Genomic DNA, 20986 nt, shown 5'->3' with positions numbered 1-20986 from the left:
ACGTGGCCATTGAAGTCAGAAACATCAACAAGCGCTTTGGCAATTTCGTGGCGCTCAACAATATCTCGCTGAGCTTCCAGCCCGGTGAACTGACCGCGCTCCTGGGACCGTCCGGCTGCGGCAAGACCACGCTGCTGCGCATCATCGCCGGCCTGGAGCGGCCCGATACCGGCCAGGTGCTGCTGGATAACGAGGACGCGTCGAACCGCCATGTGCGAGAGCGCCAGGTCGGTTTCGTGTTCCAGCACTATGCGCTGTTCAAGCACATGACGGTATTCGAGAACATTGCCTTCGGCCTGCGCGTCAAGCCGCGCTCGGAGCGGCCCTCGGAAGCGCAGATCCGGGCCCGGGTGCATCAGCTGCTGGAACTGGTGCAGCTGGATTGGCTGGCCGACCGCTATCCGCCGCAGCTCTCGGGCGGCCAGCGCCAGCGCATCGCGCTGGCCCGGGCGCTTGCGGTGGAACCCAAGGTGCTGCTGCTGGACGAGCCGTTCGGCGCGCTCGACGCCAAGGTCAGGAAGGAGCTGCGGCGCTGGCTGCGGCGCCTGCATGATGAACTGCATGTCACCAGCATCTTCGTCACCCATGACCAGGAAGAGGCGCTGGAAGTGGCCGACCGCATCGTGCTGATGAACAAGGGGAATATCGAGCAGATCGGCGCACCGGCCGAGGTCTACAACAATCCAGCCTCGCCCTTCGTCTATGGATTCCTGGGCAATGTGAACCTGTTCCATGGCCGCGTGCATGAAGGCGTGCTCGAATCCGAGGGCGTGAGCTTCGACGCGCCCGAGCATGGCGGCGCGCGCGACGCCAAGGGCACCGGCTTCGTGCGGCCGCATGACATCGAGATCGACCGCTATCTGCCGGATGTGGAAACCGATGGCATCGTCGTCAGGTTGAAGCGCGCCCATGCGATCGGCCCGCTCGCCCAGCTCGACCTGGAGCGCGCCGACAATGGCGACCTGCTGGAAGCGGTGGTGCCCAGGGAGCGCTATGCCGAACTGGGTGTGCAGGAAGGCGACCGCCTGGTGGTGCGGCCCAAGCGCTTGCGCATCTTTGTCGACGAGGCAGTGTAGACAGGCGGGGAACGGAGATGAACTTCCAACAACTGCGTTCCATACGCGAAGCCACGCGGCGCGGCTTCAACCTGACCGAAGTCGCCAATGCGCTGTTCACCTCGCAGCCGGGCGTGTCGCGCCAGATCCGCGAGCTTGAGGAAGAGCTGGGCGTGGAGATCTTCGAGCGCAACGGCAAGCGCCTGACCGGCCTCACCAACCCGGGACGCGACATCCTGCGCATCATAGACCGGCTGCTGCTGGAAGCGGAAAACCTGCAGCAGGCCGGCCAGGAATATTCCGGCGTCAAGAGCGGCACGCTGGCCATCGCCACCACCCATACCCAGGCCCGCTATGTGCTGCCGCAGGCGGTGCAGAGCTTCCGGGCGCGCTTTCCGGAAGTGAGGGTGGCTTTGCAGCAGAGTTCGCCGGAGCACATCGCCGAGTGGGTGCTGTCGGGCAAGGCCGATATCGGCATCGCCACTGAAGGCCTGAGCCAGTTTGACGACCTGGTGTCCTTCCCCTGCTACCGCTGGCATCACATGGTCGTGGCGCCGGACGGCCATCCGCTGCTCGCCACGCAGAAGCTGACGCTGGCGCAGCTCGCCGAATATCCGCTGATTACCTACGACGTCGGCTTCACCGGCCGCAGCCACATCGATGATGCCTTCCGCGAAGCCGGCATCGCCACCGACATCGTGCTGACCGCGATGGATTCCGACGTGATCCAGCAGTACGTCGCGCTGGGCATGGGCGTGGGCATCGTGGCCTCGATGGCGGTGGAGCATAGCCGTCATCCTGGCCTGCAGCCTATCGACTCGAGCCATCTGTTCGCGCCGAACGTGACGCGGCTGGCGGTGCGCCGGGCGGCTTATCTGCGGTCCTATACGTACGACTTCATCCTGCAGTTCGCGCCGGAGTTGACGCGTGGGGATATCGATACCGCGCTTAGCGGTTCAGGGCGAGTGGATTTGTAGCCGGATTAGCGTTCTCGTTCGGGTCCCCGTCGGGTAGCGCCGCCACGGCGTGCCCGACGGGGACCTGAACGGCAGCTTCAAAAGCAACGGCAATGGCCCTTGCGCGACCGTGCCATACAAACAGCGTTGTCCTACCAATAGTTCTCCGTCACGAACTGACCCGGGTTCATGCGCCGCACCGGTCGCATGCCACGCTCGTGCAGCATCTTGCGGGTTTCTTCTATCATGGCCGGGTTCCCGCACAGCATGATGCGCGACTGCTCCACAGTCAGCGGCATGGCGGCTGAGTGTTCAAGCGCGCCTGACGCCAAGAGCGTGGTGATGCGACCTTGCAGGCATTGGCCGGGGTCGTCGCGGCTCACTGCCTGCAGCAGGGTCAATGCAGCCATGCCCTGGATGCCGGCATGCGACGCCTGCAGCGTCTTCAGTTCATCGGCGTAGGCCAATTCATGCAGATGGCGCACGCCATGCACCAGCACCATCCTGCGCCAGCGCTGCCATGCCTGTTCATCACGCAGTATGGAGATGAAAGGGCCGATGCCGGTACCGGTGGCAAGCATCCATAAATCCTCGCCGTCGTCGAAGCGGCCAGGCGTCATGAAGCCGAACACCTGCCGGTCCAGCCAGAGCTCATCGCCTTGCTTGAGGCGGTCAAGCATGCTGGTGAACTGGCCGCCCTCGACGATGATGCCGTAGAACTCCAGCTCTTCCTCGTTCGGCGCTGACGTGAGCGAATAGGCGCGCCATATCATCACGCCGCCATTGTGCAGGCCCAGCCTTGCATACTGGCCGGGCGTGAATTCATAGCCGGCGGGCCGGGTGGTGCGGAAGGTAATGAGCTTGTCGGTCCAGCGATGCAGTCGGGTGATGTGGATGCGCGTTGCCTTGTCGCTGGCCAGGGCGTCTGTCGTCATTGATGAAACCTCTAAAAAAAGTGCTTGCCCCTTGTGATTGCCGATTCTGCCATAAAATGCCCTTCAGCTTATTGAAGGGAAGGCTCCATGAACAAGATCGTATTGCTGGAAAAGATTCATCAGACCGCTGTTGAAAATCTGCAAGCGCAAGGCTTCACCAACATCGTCCAGGTGCCGCGCGCGCTGTCGGGCGCGGAGCTGATCGACACGCTGTCCGATGCCGAAGCGGTCGGCATCCGCTCCAACACCCATCTGACGGGAGAGGTACTGCATGCCTTGCCCAAGCTGCGCACCATAGGCTGTTTCTGCATTGGCACCAACCAGGTGGACCTCAACACCGCCGCCACCATGGGCATACCGGTGTTCAATGCGCCGTATTCCAATACCCGCTCTGTGGCCGAACTGGTGATTGCGCAAGCCATCCTGCTGCTGCGCCGCATCCCGGAAAAGAACGCGCGCGCGCATCGCGGTGTCTGGGACAAGAGCGCTACCGGCGCCTACGAGGTGCGCAACAAACTGCTGGGCATCATAGGCTACGGCAATATCGGCGCGCAGGTCGGCATCCTGGCTGAGAGCGTTGGCATGCGCGTCTGCTACTACGACCCTGAAAGCAAGCTGCCGCTCGGCAATGCGAGGCCGATGCCGCTGGAGGAATTGCTGAGCCAGGCTGATGTGGTCACCCTGCATGTGCCAGGCGGCGCCGGCACCACCAACCTGCTCAATGCAGACCGTATCGCACTCATGCGGCCGTCCGCGGTGCTAATCAATGCATCGCGTGGCGGCGTGGTCGATATCGATGCGCTGAATGCGGCCCTGCGCGAAGGCAAGGTCGGCGGCGCGGCGCTGGACGTGTATCCGGTCGAGCCCAGGAGCGAGAAGGAAGAATTCATCACGCCGCTGCGCGGCCTGGAGAATGTGATCCTGACGCCGCACATCGGCGGCAGCACCGAGGAAGCGCAGGAAAACATCGGCCGTGAAGTGTCGGACAAGCTGGCCCGTTACCTGTCGGCCGGCACCACCCGTTCAGCCGTCAATTTCCCGGAAATTGCGCACCAGCAGAAGGAAGTGGCCAGCCGCATCCTGAATGTGCATCGCAACGAGCCTGGCGTGATTGCGCGAATGAATGCGCTGTTTGCCGAGAGCGGCCTGAACATCGTGGCCCAGCATCTGCAGACGCGCGGCGCCCTGGGTTACGCGGTGACCGACGTGGATGCGCCCATCGACCCGGCGCTGATGAAGAGGCTGTGCGGCGAAAGCGCGACGATACGCTGCCACCTGGTATAGGCGGCAACAAGCCCTGGCTGGCTTACAGATAGTAGGCCAGCCGGCGCGCACCCCATTCCTTGACCCGTTCGGAAGCGGGACGCTGCTCCCATTTTTCCAGCGTGATTTCCTGCGAGTTGCGGATGTCCTCCTGGAACGCGCTCTCCATGCTGGCGCCGAATGCCGCGTCCAGCACGATCACGTTGATCTCGCTGTTATGCAGGAAGCTGCGGATATCGAAGTTCGACGAGCCTACCGTCGACCAGGCGCCGTCCACCACCGTGGTCTTGGCATGCAGCACCGAGCCCTTCAATTCATAGATGCGCACGCCGGCCTGCAGCAGCTCGGTGTAGAACGAGCGGCCTGCGTAGTACACGATGCCGGCATCGGACTGGCTGGGGAAGATGATCCGCACATCCACGCCGCGCCTCGCCGCGGACAGCAGGGTATCAAGGATGTTCTGGTCGGGCGCGAAGTAGGCATTGGTCATGTGGATCGATGCCTTGGCTTCCTGCAGCGCCAGGGTGAAGGCCTTGTAGATCTCGAAGTCGCTGCCCGGACGGCTGGCGACGATGCGCACCACCTTGTCGCCCACCGCGGTCGGCGTGGGGAAGTAGTCCAGGTCGGGCAGGGGATTGCTGTTCTGCCTGGCCCAGGTATCCATGAACAGCCATTGCAGATTGGCCACGGCCGGGCCTTCGATCTGCATATGGGTATCTCTCCAGCCCAGCTCGGCGCTGGAACGCGAGCGCGAACGGAACAATGAGCTGTGCGAATAGTCTTCGGCGATATTGACGCCGCCGGCAAAGCCAATCCTGCCATCGACGATCAGTATCTTCCTGTGGTCGCGATTGTTGATGCGCCAGCTGCCAAAGCGCTTCAGGGGATTGACCGGATTGAACTCTGTCAGGTTGATGCCGGCGTCCCGCAGGCGCTGGAAGAATTCCTTCGATACGCCTAGGGTGCCTATGCTGTCATAAATGATGTTGACCTGTACGCCGGCACGCTGCTTTTCCATCAGCAGGTCGGCAAATTTCAGGCCCAGTTCGTCCTCATCGAAAATATAGGTCTCGAAATTGACATGGTCTTTCGCATTGGCGATGGCGGCCATCATGGCCTTGATGGTGGCCGGGCCGTCGAACAGCAACGTGGTCCTGTTGCCGGCAACGAGCGGGCTGCCGGTGGCGGCTTCTTCCAGAGCGGCCAGGGCGGTGAGGTCGGTTTTCTTTGCATTGCGCAGACGCTGGCCAAGCAGGGATTCCGCCTTGGCCGGCGGCAGCGTGCCCTTGGGCGTGGCGACGGTGGGCGTGCTGGCAGGCTCAAGCTGGCGTGACAGATCCCGTACGTCCGGCAGGCTGGCACAAGCCGCCATGCCAACACTGAGCATGACGGCGCAAAGCAAATTGAGCATGCGCATTGTCATGGACCGTAGCCCTGCCGTGTTCACCGCTGTGTGTTGCGTGTCGTCCCTCGTGCGGCTATGCATGTTTTCCCCGTGCTGAATAAGCTCTCTGTTGATCCCAAATTGGAAACATTTCCAGATGGAATAGAGAATAGCATCGGCAACTTTTCGGAGAATCGGGTTTGCGCAAGAGCTTGGCGGCTTGGTCCTGTGGTACAGACCAGCCTGCAAGGGCCAATTCCGATACCAATGCGATTCCATAAAGTGGCTGATGAATCGGGCTCGGTATTACCCTACTTTAGGGAGTGTCATCGTCCTGGTTCGTCGCTAGAATGCGCTTTTGCAATATGAAGACTTCCATGGAAACGGCGCAATCCCTTCATGATTATTGGTTTGGCGGCATTGTCGATGACGCATCCGGGCAGCGGCAGGGGAAATTATGGTGGAGCAAGGATGCCGCGCTGGACGCGGAACTGACAGAGCGTTTCGGTCCGCTTGCGACAGCTGCGCGCTCTGGCCAGCTGGAACACTGGAATGACAGCGCGCAGGGGCGCCTGGCGCTGATCCTGCTTACCGACCAGCTTCCACGCAATATCTTTCGCGGCACGCCAGGGGCATTTGCTTCGGACCCGCTGGCCCGTCAGTTATGCCTGGCCGGGCTGAAACGTGACGATGACAAGGCATTGAAGCCGATCGAGAGGGTGTTTTTCTATCTGCCGCTGGAGCATTCTGAATCGATGGCGGACCAGGACCATGCGGTAATGCTGTTTACCGCACTGGTCCAGGCCGTGCCACAGCCCGTGATGGAGCAGTACCGCGGCTTCCTGACGTATGCAGTAAGACACCGAAACGTCATCGAGCGGTTCGGGCGTTTCCCGCATCGCAACGCCATATTGGGCCGGCAATCCTCCCCTGAGGAAACGGCATTTTTGGCAGAGCCAGGCTCGTCGTTCTGAGAGTTTTAACATGCGCCCTAGGTTTCCTTAAAACATCATTGCGTTGCGTTGCATCAAGTCTTCGCCCAAGTGCTGAAGCAAAATAAGCGATCTGCCCGACTGCAGCGGTGCGCGATGCCGGGGTTTCGCCTAAGGTTATCCGACAAGAGAAGAGAATGCCGTGGTTAAGCCCAAAGTCCTGCTCGTCAATGATCATCCACCCAGCCTGCTGGCGCTGGAAAGCGTCCTTCTGGGCAAGCAAGGCGAGTCCGATTTCGAGGTGGTGACTGCCCAGTCCGGCGAGGAAGCCTTGCGCCATGTGCTGCAGCAGCAGTTCGCGGTCATCCTGCTCGATGTCAGCATGCCCGGCATGGACGGTTTCGAGACCGCGCAGATCATCCATTCCCATCCGCGCTCGGCAGCAGTGCCCATCATCTTCGTTACTGCCCACTACGCTGATGAAATGCATCGTCTGAAGGGCTATCAGAAGGGCGCGGTAGACTATTTGTTTACCCCCATCATTCCCCAGATATTGCAGAACAAGGTGGCGGTCTTTGTCGAGCTGGCCAAGAAGAACCTGCTGCTGCAACGGCAGGCCGAGGAACTGGCGGAGCTCAATCGAGACCTTCAGGTCCAGCGCATGAAGGACTTAAAGCAGATCAATGCCGCGCTGCAGGCCGAGATCGTGGAGCGCCGGCAGGCGGAAGAGCGCGCCCACGGACTCGCCACGCGGGACCCCCTGACCGGCCTGTATAACCGGCGCTCCCTGATGGAAAGGCTGGATCAGGCCATCATCCGCGCCAACCGGACCAGCCGGGGCCTGGCGGTGCTGTTCCTCGACATGGACCGCTTCAAGACCATCAACGACACGCTCGGCCACGATGTCGGCGACGCGTTGCTGGTTCAGGTCGCGGCCCGGATATCCGGCGCTGTGCGTGAATCCGATGTGGTGGCGCGCCTGGGTGGCGATGAGTTCGTGGTGCTGATGGAAGGACTTCCCGACTATCCCGACGCCGCAGCCGTGGCGCGCAAGATCGTGCAGGCCAATACGCCGCCCTGCGAGGTCGGCCTGCATGCGCTGAAGACTTCGGTCAGCATAGGCATCAGCCTGTTTCCGCAGGATGGCGACTCGGTGCAGATGCTGATGAAGCATGCCGACATGGCGATGTATCACGCCAAGCAGCAGGCCCGCGGCAGCATCCAGTTCTTCCATGAAGAGCTTAATGCCCGCGTGCAGGAACGCGTGCTGCTCGAGCAGGAATTGCAGCGGGCGCTGGAGCGCGATGAATTCGAGTTGCATTTCCAGCCCAAGGTCGACATCATGACGTCCAGGGTGGTGGGCTTCGAGGCGCTGCTGCGCTGGCGCCATCCGCGCCTGGGTCTGGTGCATGGCGCGCAGTTCCTGCAGCAGGCCGCTGACGGCGGCATGCTGGCGCCGATAGGCCGCTGGGTCGTGCAGACCGCCTGCGCCCAGGCCCACGCCTGGCAGCAGTGCCCAACCATGGCCAACCTGCCGATTTCCATCAATATCGCCTTGCCCCAGATCGACGCGGACCTGCCGGCCCATGTGCTTGGCCTGCTGTGCGAGCTTGGCCTGCCTCCTCGTCTTCTGCAGCTGGAAATCACCGAGTCGCTGCTGATGCGCGACCTTGAGCGCTCCAGCGCCATGCTGCGCGAGATGAGCGAGGGCGGCATCACCATCGCCATTGATGATTTTGGCTCGGGTTATTCTTCGCTGTCGGTACTCAAGGCGCTGCCGATCGACATCCTCAAGATCGACCAGTCCTTCGTGCGCGACCTTGGCAAGAGCGCCGGCGATACCGCGATTGTTGCCGCCGTGGTCAACATGGCGCGCGCGCTGGCACTGCGGGTAGTGGCCGAAGGCGTGGAGACGCCGGAACAGCTGGCGCTTCTGAAGTCCCTTGGCTGCGACGAGTACCAGGGCTATTACTACAGCAAACCTTTGCCGCCGGAGTTCCTGCTGCGGCAGATGTCCCAGACCAGTAGCGCATGACCGTTTCCTCGCGGCGATGCGCTTGACGAGAAATGATGAATGACATGAGCGCCGAACCGAATCTGTTAATCACATCCCCCGAAACCGATCAGGCGCAGTTGCTGCAAGCGCTGATGGCCTTCAGGCGCGGCGATTTCACGGTGCGCCTTCCGGTTGACGGCGCCGGCATGCATGGCAAGATCGCCGACGCGTTCAACGACATCATTGCGATGAACCAGTGGATGGCCGAGAGCATAGGCCGGGTAAGCAAGGCGGTCGGGCAGGAAGGCCGGCTGACCCAGCGCTCCCCGATGCCGCCCGCGATGGGCGGCTGGGCCGACACGGTACAGGCAGTCAATGACCTGATCGACGACCTGGCGCGTCCCACCACTGAGATGGCGGTCGTGATCGGCGCGGTGGCCAACGGCGACCTGTCAAAGAAAATCACTGCCGACGTGCGCGGCGACATGCTGCAACTGAAGAACATCATCAATGTGATGGTGGACCAGCTTGACGCCTTTGCCTCCGAGGTCAGCCGGGTAGCGCGCGAGGTCGGCACAGAAGGCCGGCTCGGCGGCCAGGCGCAGGTGCGCGGCATGAGCGGCATCTGGAAGGACGTGACTGACAACGTCAATTCAATGGCATCCAACCTGACCGGGCAGGTGCGCAGCATTGCGGCGGTTACCACGGCGGTGGCTCGGGGCGACCTGTCCAAGAAGATCACCGTGGATGTGAAGGGCGAAATCCTGGAACTGAAGGACACCATCAATGTGATGGTGGACCAGCTGAGCGCCTTCGCCGCGGAGGTCACCCGCGTGGCGCGCGAGGTTGGCACCGAAGGCCGGCTCGGCGGCCAGGCCAACGTGCCGGGTGCGTCCGGGACCTGGAAGGACCTGACCGAGAACGTCAATCAGCTGGCCGCCAACCTGACCACGCAGGTGCGCGCAATCACGGATGTCGCCACCGCAGTAACCCGCGGCGACCTGTCGCGTTCGATCCAGGTGCGGGCACGCGGCGAGGTCTCGCACCTGAAGGACAACATCAATGAGATGATCCGCAACCTCAAGGAGACCACGCAGAAAAATGCGCGGCAGGACTGGCTCAAGACCAACCTGACCCGTTTCACCCGCCTGTTGCAGGGCCAGCGCGACCTGGGCACGATGAGCGCATTGATCCTGTCCGAGCTGGCGCCGCTGGTATCGGCCCATCATGGCGTGTTCTATCTGCTCGACGACCAGGGCCGCGATGCCCGGCTGCACTTGATCGCCGGCTATGGCTACCGCGTCGCCAACGGCATGGCGGATACGCTGGCGCTGGGGCAAGGACTGGTAGGGCAGTGCGCCCTCGAGAAGAACCGCATCTGGCTCAAGCAGGTGCCGCGCGATTATGTGCAGGTTTCCTCGGGGCTGGGATCGGCGCCGCCAGCCAGCATTGTCGTGATGCCCATCCTGTTCGAGCAGCAGGTCAAGGCGGTGATCGAGATCGGGTCGCTGGAACGCTTTACCGATACCCATCTTTCCTTCCTTGACCAACTGATGGAATCGATAGGCGTGGTACTGCACACCATCGAGGCCAACAGCCGTACCGAAAGCCTGTTGAGCCAGTCGCAGTCGCTGGCGCAGGAACTGCAGCAGACCAATATGGAACTGGCGGAAAAGGCGCGGCTGCTGTCGGAACAGAACATCGAGGTCGAACGCAAGAACCGCGAGGTGGAACAGGCCAAGCTGGCTCTGGAAGACAAGGCCACGCAGCTGGCGCTGTCATCCAAGTACAAGTCCGAGTTCCTGGCCAACATGTCGCATGAGCTGCGCACGCCATTGAACAGCCTGCTGATCCTGGCGCAGCAATTGGCCGATAACCCCGAGGGCAACCTGAAGCCGCGTCAGGTGGAATTTGCCCGCACCATCCATGCATCCGGCAGCGACCTGCTAACGTTGATCAACGATATTCTCGACCTGTCCAAGATCGAGTCGGGAACGGTCACCCTGGAAATGGCGCAGTATCCGCTGGCGGACCTGCGCACCTATGTCGAGCGCACTTTTGGTCATATCGCCGATATGAAGCATCTCGCATTTTCGGTTGACCTGGCTGCTGGCCTGCAGCCGACCATCGCCACCGATATCGTCCGGCTGCAGCAGATACTGAAAAACCTTCTTGCCAATGCCTTCAAGTTCACCGCCAGGGGCAAGGTCACGCTATCGGTCGCTCATGCACGCTCGGGCTGGACGCCAGGCCATGCAGGCTTGTCGCGGGCAGACGCGGTATTGGCGTTCTCGGTGAGCGATACGGGTGTTGGCATTGCCGCCGACAAGCTGCAACTGATCTTCGAGGCATTCCAGCAGGCTGACGGCAGCACGGCGCGCAAGTATGGGGGTACCGGGTTGGGCCTGTCGATCAGCCGTGAACTGGCCCGCCTGCTTGACGGCGAAATCCAGGTCCGCAGCGAAGTGGGCGCCGGCAGCACGTTTACCCTCTACCTGCCGCAAAGGCTGATGCACGGGCCCGCATTGCTTATCCAGACGGATGAAGCTTCGCCATCAGTGGCCGTGCCGGATACCTTGCCGGCGGAAACCATCTTGATGGATGCCAGGCCCAGCTTATTGATCGTCGAGGACGATGCAACGCAGCGTGATGCCATCTGCGCGCTGATGAGCCAGCCGGGAGTGCGGGTGGTCGCAGTGGAAAGCGGCAGCCAGGCATTGCAGGCGCTGCAGTCGGCGCCATTTGATTGCATGGTATTCGATCTCAATCTTCCCGATATCGATGGCTATGATTTGCTGGACATGATTGCCAGGGAAGAGCATTTGCGCGGCTTGCCCGTCGTGATCCACACCGCGACTGAAATCGATAAGGAGCAGGCGGCACGATTGCAGACCTTAGTAAAAACCATCGTCATCAAGGATGCCCGTTCGCCAGCCCGCCTGCTGGAGGCAACTTCCCGTCTGCTGGGGCTAAGCCATGACAGCGATGACATGCCGAAGCAGCTGATGTCGCCCGGCATGGAGAAAATAGAAAATCTGCATGGCCTGGCTGGCCGGCAGGTGCTGATTATCGATGATGATTTGCGCAATATTTTTGCGCTCAGTTCTGTTCTGGAGCGGCATCAGATGCGCGTGCTGTTTGCCGAGAATGGCAGGGAAGGCATTGAATTGCTGGAAAGTGGCGCGACGGTGGACATCGTTCTGATGGACGTGATGATGCCGGAAATGGACGGTTATGACACCACACGTGCAATCCGTCGTGTGGAGCGATTCGAAACTTTGCCGATCATCATGCTGACGGCCAAGGCAATGAAAGGTGACAGGGAAAAATGTCTTGCGGCTGGTGCGTCTGACTACATTACTAAACCAGTTGATGTAAATCAATTACTTTTATTGATGAAAAAGTGGTCAAACACATAAATTTCACATGAAAAATTGTTCGATAAATGAACAAACTTTTTATATTCGCGACGAAATCGATTCATGCTGTAAATGTCATGAAATTTTTTGCGCTGGATTTGCTTGGTAAACGCATCTGATAAACAGGCTAGAGGAGCGAATGAGGCAACTGGCTGTTAGTACCTGCACGACAGTGGAAGAACTGGCGCTTTTTATTCAATCCTTGCCGTCAAATAGCATTCTTGGTGGTGTGTCCGCCGCAGATGGCATGGTGATGCTTTATACAGCCGACGCTACTACCCTTTGCGTCAGCGATGTGCCGCTGCGCGATCGCCTCGCAGCGCAAGTAGCTGTTGACGTCATCCTTCAGCAGGTGTCCGGGATGCCAGGCGCTGTTGAACCACTGCGTAATGTTGAAGAGCAATTCGAGGAGGATTATGGCGCGCGTGCTGGTTGGCTGTCTCCGCCATTAACAATCCTTTCCAGGATTTATAAAAAAACCATGAATGCAATGCCACAGTCGTCATTGCCGGACCATGGGAAGCGTCATTTTTTACAATCTACCGGTGATCATGATGATCTTTCCGCATCAGGGTTGACTCTGAAGCAAATAAAAGCCATTGAAAATCTCATTGACAGGTTGTTCCTGCTTTCGAAACCACGAACAGTTCATGGCGGTCTTGAAGATGCTGGAACTGATTAACTCCCGATTAGTACACATGGCTCGTTTGCGGCCGCCGGCCGGAATTCTTTCAAGCCAGGAGCGCCATGCCAGCATACCGTGACACAGTTCAATTGATCATGCAGGAGATTGGTCCGCAGACGCCTGATATTGATGCCCTGGTCCAGTACGGTGAAGATAGCTGGGCGCTACAACTGAATGACACCTCCATCATCTTCATAGAATACGCGGCAGACCCCGATCGCCTGATTCTCTCAACCGAACTGGGCATGCCTGTCCCGCAACGACGCCTTGATGTGTGCCAGTTAATGCTTTCGTACAATCTCCTTTGGAAAGAAAACGCGGGCCTGACAATGGCATTGGGTGGTCCGGAAGGCAGTGCGACGCTTCTGTGCGAATGGCGCAGCATAGAACCTGAACTGCAAAATTTTCAGGAAGAACTTCGCAAGCTTTCCCAAGTCGCCCGCGCCTGGCGCAGTTATATTGCACAGACAGACGCCACCGATTCGAATGACTTGCCAGCGCTGCCGGGATTGAGCAGCTTTGTTTGAATGGTTACTGAAGATCAGGCTGCGCGAGCCTGGAAATAATTGACCAGTTTTTGTGCAGAATTTTTTCTTCACTTGGGAAATTACATCATGTCTATCTCTGCCGATTTGTTGAAAAAAACAAAGGAAAGCCTTCGTTGGCTTGAAATGATTTCGCCAGATTACTATGGTGTTGGCCCGAAAAAGGATGTCGATGGCAACACAGGCGAGCCAGTTCGGAAAATAGTACCGGCGGCACCGCCTGCAAACCTGGTCATCACGGAACCGGAAATTTTTTTATTCCAGGAAATAAATGGATTTTTCTTCAAGAGAAACGTCCTTGGCAATAAGGATGCTGCTCTGGAAAAACAAAAGCCATTCCAGGATGTTCCGCCAAGCAACGGCGTGGGAAATGTCGTGCAAAGCACGGCCTTGCAATTTAATGATGTCGATGCCGTGAGCGCGTTACTGGCATCAAACGGCGCGCCGGAATCCTTGCCCGACCGATCCGGCGAAATGCGATCGCTGCTTCAGGAAAACGGTTTGCGCAATCGTCCCCTGATGGTTTGAATTAGCCGAACCAGCTTTCCATTTGGGTTACACAGCCGCTCCATGCGGCTGGCCAGCGGCATTCAAGGTAACTCATCCGAGTCAATCAATAACATCGGCCAGTTGCTCAATGCTTACTGGAACGCCGATGATTACCCATACCACTCCCACTGCAACCGAGAAAAAAGTCACTCTTTCCATTCAGGATGATGAGGTCAAATGCAGCCATCTTCAGGATCTGGTGACCGGCGCGGTGGATGGTGACAGGCTGCGGGGCGTTTATCAGGTCGCCAATGTCAGCCTGTATCTGCAACCCAGGTCGGATGCCATCATCAGACGCGTTTTTTCCCGTGGCGAAATCGATAACGAACGTGCAGTTGTCAAAAGGGCGCTGCTTCAGGCTGCAAGCAACCTCACCCCTGAACGACTGAAACGGATGGGTTCTCCAGGCCGTTTGGCAGTGCAAAGACTGCAACAACGGGCTGCCCGTACAGGCCGGCATGATATCAAGGTGGCCCATGTTTCCAGCGATATCACTTTCCTCGCCAGTAGTGGCAGAAAGCGTTCCTTTCTGCATTCACCGGCCAAGCCGGTCAAATCTTCCAGTTTGCGCAAGACCGGCGCCGCCGGTTTGGCCGCTACACATATTGATCATCGTATCCGGCTTCTGCATTTCTGCGTAAGCGCCGGGACGCTGGAAAGCCTGCCGGTGCTGCTGCGCCAGCCGCAGGACCAGAATCAGGATATGAAAACAATTTCTTGCTGTATTGCCTTGTTCACGGCAGCTGTGGCCAGTTTTATTGCTGAAGAGAAGAATGTTCAGGGTGTTGACAAGGGCAAGCTTTTTGATTGTCTGCGTGCGTCGATGAAAGGGGATTTGCCGTATGTGTTCATCGACCGTTGGCAACTAGCAAGAAAGAATGGCCTAATCAATGAGCGCAGTTTCGAATGGGTTGCTGCGGTTGACTGGTTGGTCGATGGCTTGCGACCGGATAAACAACTGCCATCCAAGTGTGCGCGCAAGCCAAGGAGCCCGCGGTCTCCTGCATGTTCCTCTCCATCCAGGTTACCGTTGCAACCCGAGTTTTCCCCCTTGCCGGTCCGGCAGCCAAGTCATGCAATGTCATTTCAGCCAGGGCGTCAGGCGGTAACTTTCCGCATCCCGGTATTGCCGGATAGCCCCAGCCGGTTTGTCCTCATGGCAAATAATGGACGTAACGTGCAGGCACCTAAAGTAAATCGTGCAACAAAATTGCAGATAAGTCGATCTGCAGCAAACCGCCATGAGAAACCTATGCCGCCTGTTGCGCGCAGCACGGAAAAGGCAGAAAAAGCAGCCAGGATAGCTGGTAAGCGGAACGTTCCCGCCATCGCCAGGCGTCAGCAAACGCTGGAGGACATGCTTTATCTGGTCAGCATCGGGAAATCCGTGTCGCAGACCATCATCACTGCCGATGCCATGCCCATGCCAATAAAGGAAGAGGAGAATGCCAGCATATGACACTGGCATACCACTACAAAACTGTCTTTTCTTGTGCTTCTGTTTGATTTCGTACAAAAATTATTAATGTTTCCTGGATGAATGCTGCTGAACTGACATGAGTTATACTGTATATTTGTACAGTAAAAGCACGCCTGTGCGTACGTGCATCATGACATTACCAGGAGTCGCTCATGTCCGGGTTAACCTTACGCACCATGTCGGCTGCCGCAGTCAGCGCTGCGCTCGACAGGAATATTGCCCATTCCGTCTGGCGGGCCAACCAGATGGGTTCATGCCAGGCCGCCGTCACCGCTACGGGCTATGCAAGCCTGGACCGGGAATTGCCTAACGGCGGTTGGCCTTCCTCCACGCTGATCGAACTATTGCTGCAGCAGGCAGGCATCGGGGAGATGCGCCTGTTGAAGCCTGCCTTGTGTGCGATAGGCAAACAGCGCCGTATCGTCATGGTGCAGCCGCCGCATTTGCCGCAGGCAGCGGCCTGGTCTCATTGGGGACTGCCCGCTGACCGATTCCTATGGCTCAAAACTGCCAGTACCGCGGATGCGCTCTGGAGCGCGGAGCAGATACTGCGTAATGGCAGTTGCGGCGCCTTGCTGTTCTGGCAGCCGCAAATCCGTACCGAGGCGCTGCGTCGTCTGCATCTGGCGGCGCAGGGGTCGACAACCATGTTCTGGATGCTGCGTCCGCTGTCGGCGGCCGAACAGGCGTCGCCGGCGCCCTTGCGACTGGCGTTGCGGCCGGCGCCGGCTGGCATCGCCATTGACATCATCAAGCGACGCGGCCCGGTAGTCGACCGGCCTGTTTACCTGGCACTCAGGCCAGATGCCGCGCCTTCCCTCACATCGACCCGTTCCCATCATGCGTCTATGGATAGGCATGCACTTGCCGTTGTTGCCACTCGAAGTATTTCGCCTGCGCTGGTCTGAGGCATTGGATCTGACGCCCAACGTGGTGGTCGAGCATGGCCAGGTGATTGCCTTCTGCGAATGTGCGCGCCAGGCGGGCATACGTACCGGCATGCGCAGCGGGGGCGTGACTGCCCTGGCCCCGGACGCCAAACTGCACCAGCGTGACGGCGAGCGTGAACGCAGTGCACTGGATGGTGTCGCGCTGAGCCTCTTGCAATACACCCCGGAAGTAGCCATGGTGGATGCGGCCAGCCTGGTGCTGGATGTCAGTGCCAGCCTGGCTGCCTTTGGCGGCCGTCTTGCATTATGCCGCCGGGTGCGGGGCAGTGTGATGCAAATGGGTTACTCGGCCAGGCTCGGCATGGCGCCTACCGCGCAGGCCGCCTTGCTGTTTGCCCATGCTGCGCAGATCAGGTTGCGCCGTAGCGTTCGCCAGCCTGGCATGGTGCGCCGGCTGGACGCCTTGCCGACCATGTTGCTGCCGGCTACCAAGCCGCATGCCGACTGGCTCGATGGCATTGGCTGCACGACCCTGGGCCAGTTGCGCAGTTTGCCGCGCGCGGGCTTGCAGCGTCGCTGTGGCGCAGCGTTGATCGAACAGTTGGATAAGGCATACGGCGAAGCGCCCGAACTGTATGACTGGGTGGAGGCGCCACAACAGTTCGATACCCGGCTTGAGCTGCCGGAACGGGTGGAGCAGGCAGAGGCGGTATTGTTCGCCGCGCGTCGGCTGGTACTGCAGATGGTGGGATGGTTGAATGCCCGGCAACTGGCCGTGTCGTGCTTTGTACTTTTGCTGGAACATGAGCGCGGCCGGCAGGCGGTGGCGCCAAGCGCACTTGAAATCACGCTGGCTGAAGCCGCATGGCGTGAAGATCACCTGGTGCGGCTGCTCAAGGAGCGGCTGGGACGCCTGGAACTGACTGGGCCTGTGATCGCACTTCGGCTGGTGGCAAGCCGTCTGCAAGCCATGGCGCCGCCAACCGAGTCGCTGTTTCCCGAGCCGGGTGGCAGTGCGGCGGACTATCACCGCTTGATTGAGCTGTTGACCGCTCGCCTTGGCAAGGAAAATGTATTGATGCCAGCGCCGGTTGCTGATTATCGACCGGAGATCGGGAATCATTGGCTGCCTGCAGGCCCGTCAGCGGCCAAGCCGCTTGCGCCGCCCGATGTGGAGCGTCCGTTCTGGCTGCTGGAAAAGCCTTTGCCCTTGCTGTTGCGCGATCATCGGCCATTTTATGGTTCCCCACTGAAATTGCTCACTTCACCGGAACGCATAGAAAGTGGCTGGTGGGACGCCAATTGTGCGGTGCGCGACTATTTCATGGCGCAGGGTGAAGACCAGGCCTGCTACTGGATCTACCGGGAGCGTATGGGGGAAGAGTGGCGCTGGTTTCTGCATGGGCTGTTTGCATGAGCAAGGCGCAGTCCGAATTGCCGCTCCAGGCTGGCGCCATGCCTTTGCCAGACTATGCGGAACTGCAGTGCGCATCCAACTTCAGCTTTCTGCGCGGCGCTTCCCATCCTGAGGAACTGGTGGCGCGGGCAGTGCAGCTGGGCTATAGCGCCCTGGCATTGACGGATGAATGTTCGCTATCCGGTGTGGTACGTGCCCATGTGGAAGCGAAGAAGCATGATTTTCATTTGTTGATCGGCAGTCAGCTGCAGGTGGGCGATATGCGGTTAATTGCGCTGGCGAAGAATCGGGAGGGTTACGGCAATCTGTGCGAACTGATTACGCTGGCCCGCACGCGGGTGGAAAAGGGCCACTATCTGCTGCATCCCGATGACCTGGCCGCGCCCCAGGACAAGCTGGCCCATTTGCGCGGCCTGCCGGATTGCGAGCTGTTGCTGTCGCCGGCTTATGGCGTGGACGTTGCGACACTGGTGCGGCAGGTGCAATGGATGCGCGAGACCTTTGGCGCCCGGGCCACGCTGGCGCTGACACTGCTGCACCAGGGAAAAGATGAAGTGCATCGGGCCCAGCTCCAGGCAGTGGCGGCCGAATATGGCATGGCGCTGGCGGCAACCGGCGACGTCTGCATGCATGTGCGTTCCAGAAAGCCTTTGCAGGATGTGCTGACCGCTATCCGCATAGGTAAGCCGGTCGCCGAATGCGGCTATGCGCTGGCCCAGAATGCCGAGCAGCATTTGCGCGCACGGCTGCGGCTGGCCAATCTGTATTCCGAGGAGGCGCTGGCCGAAACCGTGCGGCTGGCGCGACGCTGTACCTTTTCGCTGGATGAATTGCGTTATGAATATCCGGATGAGCTGGTGCCGCCCGGCCATACCGCAGCCACTTACCTGCGTCAGGAAACCTGGATCGGCGCCCATGCCCGCTTTCCGGCCGGCGTGCCGGCGGAAGTGCAAAGCCAGATCGAGCATGAACTTGCGCTGATCGCCTACATGTCCTATGAGCCGTATTTCCTGACGGTGTATGACATCGTGCGGTTTGCGCGCAGCCGTCGCATCCTGTGCCAGGGGCGCGGTTCGGCCGCCAATTCCGCGGTCTGCTACTGCCTGGGCATTACCGAAGTCGATCCGGCCCGCGGCAATCTGCTGTTCGAACGTTTCATCTCGAAGGAACGCAATGAACCGCCCGACATCGATGTCGATTTCGAGCATCAGGAGCGCGAGCAAGTCATCCAGTACATCTATAACAAGTATGGCCGGATGCGGGCTGCGCTGACCGGCGTGGTGATCAGCTACCGGCCACGCAGTGTACTGCGGGATGTCGGCAAGGCACTAGGCGTGGATGCCGGCGTGGTGGACCAGATCGCCAAGTCGCATCGCTGGTGGGATGGGAAGAGCGGGCTGGCGGCGCGTTTTACGGAATGCGGCCTGGACCCGGAAGCCGCGCTGGCCCAGCAATGGTGGAGCATGGCCGAGCAGCTGATGGGCTTTCCCCGACACCTGTCGCAGCATCCGGGCGGCTTTGTGATTTCACGTGGCCGGCTGTCGCGCCTGGTGCCGATCGAGAATGCCGCGATGGCCAGGCGCAGCGTGGTGCAATGGGACAAGGATGACCTGGACGCGCTGGGCCTGCTGAAGGTGGACATTCTGGCGCTGGGCATGCTGTCGGTGATCCGGCGCGCGCTCGACCTGGCGGCCGAGCGCCGCGGTGAGCCATTCGAGTTGCAGGACATTCCGGCCGAAGACCCGGACACCTACCGCATGATCAGCCGGGCCGACACCGTCGGCGTGTTCCAGATCGAAAGCCGGGCGCAGATGACAATGCTGCCGCGGATGAAGCCGCGCACCTTCTACGACCTGGTGATCGAAGTCGCCATTATCCGGCCGGGTCCGATACAGGGCGGCATGATTCATCCCTATTTGCGCCGCCGGCAGGGCCTGGAACCGGTCGAGTATCCGAGTCCGGCCATGGAGCAGGCGCTGTCGCGCACCCTCGGCGTGCCGATTTTCCAGGAGCAGGTAATGCAGATCGCCATGCTGGCCGGCGGTTTTTCGGCTGGCGAGGCCGACCAACTGCGGCGGGCGATGGCAGCCTGGAAGCGCAAGGGCGGGCTGGAGAAATTCGAGGGCAAGCTGATCGCCGGCATGCTCGAACGCGGCTACACCCGGGAATTCGCCGATGCGATCTTCCGGCAGATACAGGGATTTGCGGAATACGGATTCCCGGAAAGCCATGCGGCCAGCTTCGCACTGCTGGCCTATGTCAGTTCCTGGCTCAAGTGCCATGAGCCGGAAGCCTTTCTGGCGGCTTTGCTGAACAGCCAGCCCATGGGTTTCTATGCGCCGTCGCAACTGGTGCAGGACGCGCGCCGGCATGGCGTGAAGGTGCATCCGGTCGATGTCATGGAAAGCGGCTGGGATGCCAGCCTCGACCATAACGGTCGAACCCGGCCGTCGGTGCGCCTGGGCCTGAACCTGGTGCGTGGTCTGAGCCGCGAGGCTGGCTGGCGGATCGAGGAGGCGCGCGCGATTCGTCCCTTTGCCGACCTGCACGACCTGGCCTTGCGGGCGCGGCTGGAACGCACGGAATTGCAGGCGCTGGCAGCGGCCAACGCACTTGCCGCCTTGTCCGGTCACCGGCGTCAGGCGCTGTGGCAAGCTGTGGCGGGCGCGCCGGACAAGGGCCTGCTGCGCCAGGCAGCGGTAGCCGAACCGATGCCTGCGCTGGCGCCGCCGTCGGAAGGGCAAGACATCCTGGGCGACTATCGCAGCCTGGGCCTGACACTGGGCCGGCATCCGGTGGCCTTGCTGCGCGCCAGGCTGCTGGAGAAGCGTTTCATGCCTGCCGACGTGCTGCATACCTTTGGCAACGGGCAGTTTGCCCGCGGCTGCGGCATTGTCACCGTGCGCCAGCGACCGGAAACCGCCCACGGCACCATGTTCGTCACGCTCGAGGATGAAACCGGGCTGGTTAACGTGATCGTCTGGCCGACATTGGTGGAGCAGCAGCGGCGTGAGCTGCTGGGCGCTTCGCTGCTGGGTGTGTATGGCATCTGGCAGAGCGAGCAGGGCGTGCAGCACCTGGTGGCCAAGCGGCTGGTGGACCTGTCGGCATGGCTGGGGAAGCTCAATACCCACAGCAGGGATTTCGCCTGACCGACCATGGCTTCGTCGATCCAGGCGAAAACCAGGCCAGGCCAGAACTGGCTTGTCCCGGGCAGCCTGAAACAGCCTTGTCAGCCGCTTCAATGCCACAAGCCGTTCTTGCTTTTTGCTGCATCCATCGTTGTAGAAAGCAACAATGCGGCAACAGCGCAGATAAATCTCGTCTCAATAATTTTCCTTGTGGAACTATTCTGTATAATCCGAATAAATTTCCTATATGCAATATCGTTTGCATGAATGGCGCCTAAACCTTTCCCGATCCGCGCCGTAAACCAATGGGAATGAAGCCTGGCTGGCCAGGAAAGCGCCGCTTCAGGAT

At 60.0% G+C, this 20986-nt stretch carries 15 protein-coding genes; 13 read left to right on the top strand and 2 right to left on the bottom strand.

Annotation, left to right across the window (positions count from 1 at the left end; all coding sequences use genetic code 11):
- Positions 1 to 2: 2 nt before the first annotated feature.
- Together KTQ42_RS06790 and KTQ42_RS06785 are read left to right on the top strand one after the other, a co-directional pair.
- Complete coding sequence (locus KTQ42_RS06790; RefSeq protein WP_217344825.1) at positions 3 to 1076, top strand: sulfate ABC transporter ATP-binding protein; 1074 nt, start codon at positions 3 to 5, stop codon at positions 1074 to 1076.
- Between the two features lie 17 nt (positions 1077 to 1093).
- The gene (locus KTQ42_RS06785) at positions 1094 to 2032 is read left to right on the top strand and encodes a CysB family HTH-type transcriptional regulator (RefSeq protein ID WP_217344824.1); all 939 of its coding nucleotides are present in this window, start codon (positions 1094 to 1096) and stop codon (positions 2030 to 2032) included.
- Positions 2033 to 2163: 131 nt separating this feature from the next.
- On the opposite strand, the gene KTQ42_RS06780 is transcribed toward KTQ42_RS06785, so the two are convergent.
- On the bottom strand, positions 2164 to 2946 hold the full coding sequence (locus KTQ42_RS06780; RefSeq protein ID WP_217344823.1) for a ferredoxin--NADP reductase: 783 nt from the start codon (positions 2944 to 2946) through the stop codon (positions 2164 to 2166).
- Positions 2947 to 3033: 87 nt separating this feature from the next.
- Here KTQ42_RS06780 and serA point away from each other — a divergent pair, with 87 nt between their 5' ends.
- Positions 3034 to 4230, top strand: coding sequence for a phosphoglycerate dehydrogenase (serA, locus tag KTQ42_RS06775; RefSeq protein WP_217344822.1), 1197 nt, complete (start codon positions 3034 to 3036; stop codon positions 4228 to 4230).
- 22 nt (positions 4231 to 4252) lie between these two features.
- On the opposite strand, the gene cls is transcribed toward serA, so the two are convergent.
- Positions 4253 to 5620 carry a cardiolipin synthase gene (cls, locus tag KTQ42_RS06770; protein WP_249222669.1) on the bottom strand — a complete coding sequence of 456 codons (1368 nt, stop codon included), beginning with the start codon at positions 5618 to 5620 and terminating at the stop codon, positions 4253 to 4255.
- Positions 5621 to 5970: 350 nt separating this feature from the next.
- Here cls and KTQ42_RS06765 point away from each other — a divergent pair, with 350 nt between their 5' ends.
- The 10 genes from KTQ42_RS06765 (at position 5971) to KTQ42_RS06720 (ending at position 20658) form a co-directional block, all read left to right on the top strand.
- A complete protein-coding gene (locus tag KTQ42_RS06765; protein ID WP_217344820.1) occupies positions 5971 to 6567 on the top strand; it encodes a DUF924 family protein in 597 nt (198 codons plus the stop codon).
- A gap of 160 nt (positions 6568 to 6727) precedes the next feature.
- On the top strand, positions 6728 to 8560 hold the full coding sequence (locus tag KTQ42_RS06760) for an EAL domain-containing protein (RefSeq protein WP_217344819.1): 1833 nt from the start codon (positions 6728 to 6730) through the stop codon (positions 8558 to 8560).
- Positions 8561 to 8604: 44 nt separating this feature from the next.
- Positions 8605 to 11940 carry a response regulator gene (locus KTQ42_RS06755; RefSeq protein WP_249222668.1) on the top strand — a complete coding sequence of 1112 codons (3336 nt, stop codon included), beginning with the start codon at positions 8605 to 8607 and terminating at the stop codon, positions 11938 to 11940.
- A gap of 139 nt (positions 11941 to 12079) precedes the next feature.
- Positions 12080 to 12622, top strand: a complete 543-nt coding sequence (locus tag KTQ42_RS06750; protein WP_217344817.1) for a hypothetical protein — start codon at positions 12080 to 12082, stop codon at positions 12620 to 12622.
- 65 nt (positions 12623 to 12687) lie between these two features.
- Positions 12688 to 13152, top strand: a complete 465-nt coding sequence (locus KTQ42_RS06745; protein ID WP_217344816.1) for a type III secretion system chaperone — start codon at positions 12688 to 12690, stop codon at positions 13150 to 13152.
- Positions 13153 to 13239: 87 nt separating this feature from the next.
- The gene (locus KTQ42_RS06740) at positions 13240 to 13698 is read left to right on the top strand and encodes a hypothetical protein (RefSeq protein ID WP_217344815.1); all 459 of its coding nucleotides are present in this window, start codon (positions 13240 to 13242) and stop codon (positions 13696 to 13698) included.
- A gap of 127 nt (positions 13699 to 13825) precedes the next feature.
- Entirely contained in the window at positions 13826 to 15178 is a 1353-nt protein-coding gene (locus KTQ42_RS06735; protein ID WP_217344814.1) for a hypothetical protein, read from the top strand.
- A gap of 173 nt (positions 15179 to 15351) precedes the next feature.
- The gene (gene imuA / locus KTQ42_RS06730; RefSeq protein WP_249222667.1) at positions 15352 to 16107 is read left to right on the top strand and encodes a translesion DNA synthesis-associated protein ImuA; all 756 of its coding nucleotides are present in this window, start codon (positions 15352 to 15354) and stop codon (positions 16105 to 16107) included.
- A 4-nt stretch (positions 16108 to 16111) separates the two neighbouring features.
- On the top strand, positions 16112 to 17506 hold the full coding sequence (locus KTQ42_RS06725) for a DNA polymerase Y family protein (protein ID WP_349292128.1): 1395 nt from the start codon (positions 16112 to 16114) through the stop codon (positions 17504 to 17506).
- Complete coding sequence (locus KTQ42_RS06720) at positions 17503 to 20658, top strand: error-prone DNA polymerase (RefSeq protein ID WP_249222666.1); 3156 nt, start codon at positions 17503 to 17505, stop codon at positions 20656 to 20658. Before KTQ42_RS06725 ends, KTQ42_RS06720 begins: the two co-directional genes overlap by 4 nt.
- Positions 20659 to 20986: the final 328 nt, after the last annotated feature.

The organism is Noviherbaspirillum sp. L7-7A, from assembly GCF_019052805.1.
In the GTDB taxonomy this organism is placed as follows: Bacteria; Pseudomonadota; Gammaproteobacteria; order Burkholderiales; family Burkholderiaceae_D; genus Noviherbaspirillum_A.
Note: the sequence above shows the minus strand (reverse complement) of the source record. Positions and strands in the feature narration are given on the sequence as shown.

Bases quoted from the DNA above. Each gene is read 5' to 3' on its own strand.
- KTQ42_RS06785 (WP_217344824.1), top strand. From the start codon at position 1,094: ATGAACTTCCAACAACTGCGTTCCATACGCGAAGCCACGCGGCGCGGC.
- KTQ42_RS06780 (WP_217344823.1), bottom strand. From the start codon at position 2,946: ATGACGACAGACGCCCTGGCCAGCGACAAGGCAACGCGCATCCACATC.
- serA (WP_217344822.1), top strand. From the start codon at position 3,034: ATGAACAAGATCGTATTGCTGGAAAAGATTCATCAGACCGCTGTTGAA.
- cls (WP_249222669.1), bottom strand. From the start codon at position 5,620: ATGCTCAATTTGCTTTGCGCCGTCATGCTCAGTGTTGGCATGGCGGCT.
- KTQ42_RS06765 (WP_217344820.1), top strand. From the start codon at position 5,971: ATGGAAACGGCGCAATCCCTTCATGATTATTGGTTTGGCGGCATTGTC.
- KTQ42_RS06755 (WP_249222668.1), top strand. From the start codon at position 8,605: ATGAGCGCCGAACCGAATCTGTTAATCACATCCCCCGAAACCGATCAG.
- KTQ42_RS06750 (WP_217344817.1), top strand. From the start codon at position 12,080: ATGAGGCAACTGGCTGTTAGTACCTGCACGACAGTGGAAGAACTGGCG.
- KTQ42_RS06745 (WP_217344816.1), top strand. From the start codon at position 12,688: ATGCCAGCATACCGTGACACAGTTCAATTGATCATGCAGGAGATTGGT.
- KTQ42_RS06740 (WP_217344815.1), top strand. From the start codon at position 13,240: ATGTCTATCTCTGCCGATTTGTTGAAAAAAACAAAGGAAAGCCTTCGT.
- KTQ42_RS06735 (WP_217344814.1), top strand. From the start codon at position 13,826: ATGATTACCCATACCACTCCCACTGCAACCGAGAAAAAAGTCACTCTT.
- imuA (WP_249222667.1), top strand. From the start codon at position 15,352: ATGTCCGGGTTAACCTTACGCACCATGTCGGCTGCCGCAGTCAGCGCT.
- KTQ42_RS06720 (WP_249222666.1), top strand. From the start codon at position 17,503: ATGAGCAAGGCGCAGTCCGAATTGCCGCTCCAGGCTGGCGCCATGCCT.